1 pseudogene is annotated in these 473 nt (G+C 48.6%); it reads left to right on the top strand.

The window, feature by feature from the left end:
- Nucleotides 1–473, top strand: a pseudogene (glvA, locus tag RVS70_RS22240) (maltose-6'-phosphate glucosidase); the annotation flags it as partial.

A 473-nucleotide genomic window follows, 5' to 3' on the forward strand; every position in this document is an offset into this window, starting at 1 on the left:
CTGCCCCAGCTCCACATGCAGATCCTGACACACTGCCGAATACGTATTTGCAATATTATTTGTTCCCAGATGATATGGTGAAAAAATCAAATCCGAATCATACGCGGGCGAATGAAGTCATGGAAGGGCGCGAAGCTTTTATTTTCAGCCAATGTGACATGATCACACGTGAACAGTCCTCGGAAAACAGCGAAATTAAAATCGATGACCACGCATCGTATATCGTTGATCTTGCCCGGGCGATTGCCTACAACACAGGTGAAAGAATGCTGTTGATTGTTGAAAATAACGGTGCAATTGCGAACTTTGACCCGACTGCGATGGTTGAGGTGCCATGCATCGTCGGCTCAAATGGACCTGAACCGATTACCGTCGGCACCATTCCGCAATTCCAGAAAGGGCTCATGGAGCAGCAGGTATCCGGTGAGAAGCTGACGGTTGAAGCGTGGGCGGAGAAATCGTTCCACAAGCTG

It is taken from the genome of Virgibacillus sp. M23 (assembly GCF_034190895.1).
GTDB classification, from domain to species: domain Bacteria; phylum Bacillota; class Bacilli; order Bacillales; family Amphibacillaceae; genus Virgibacillus; species Virgibacillus salarius.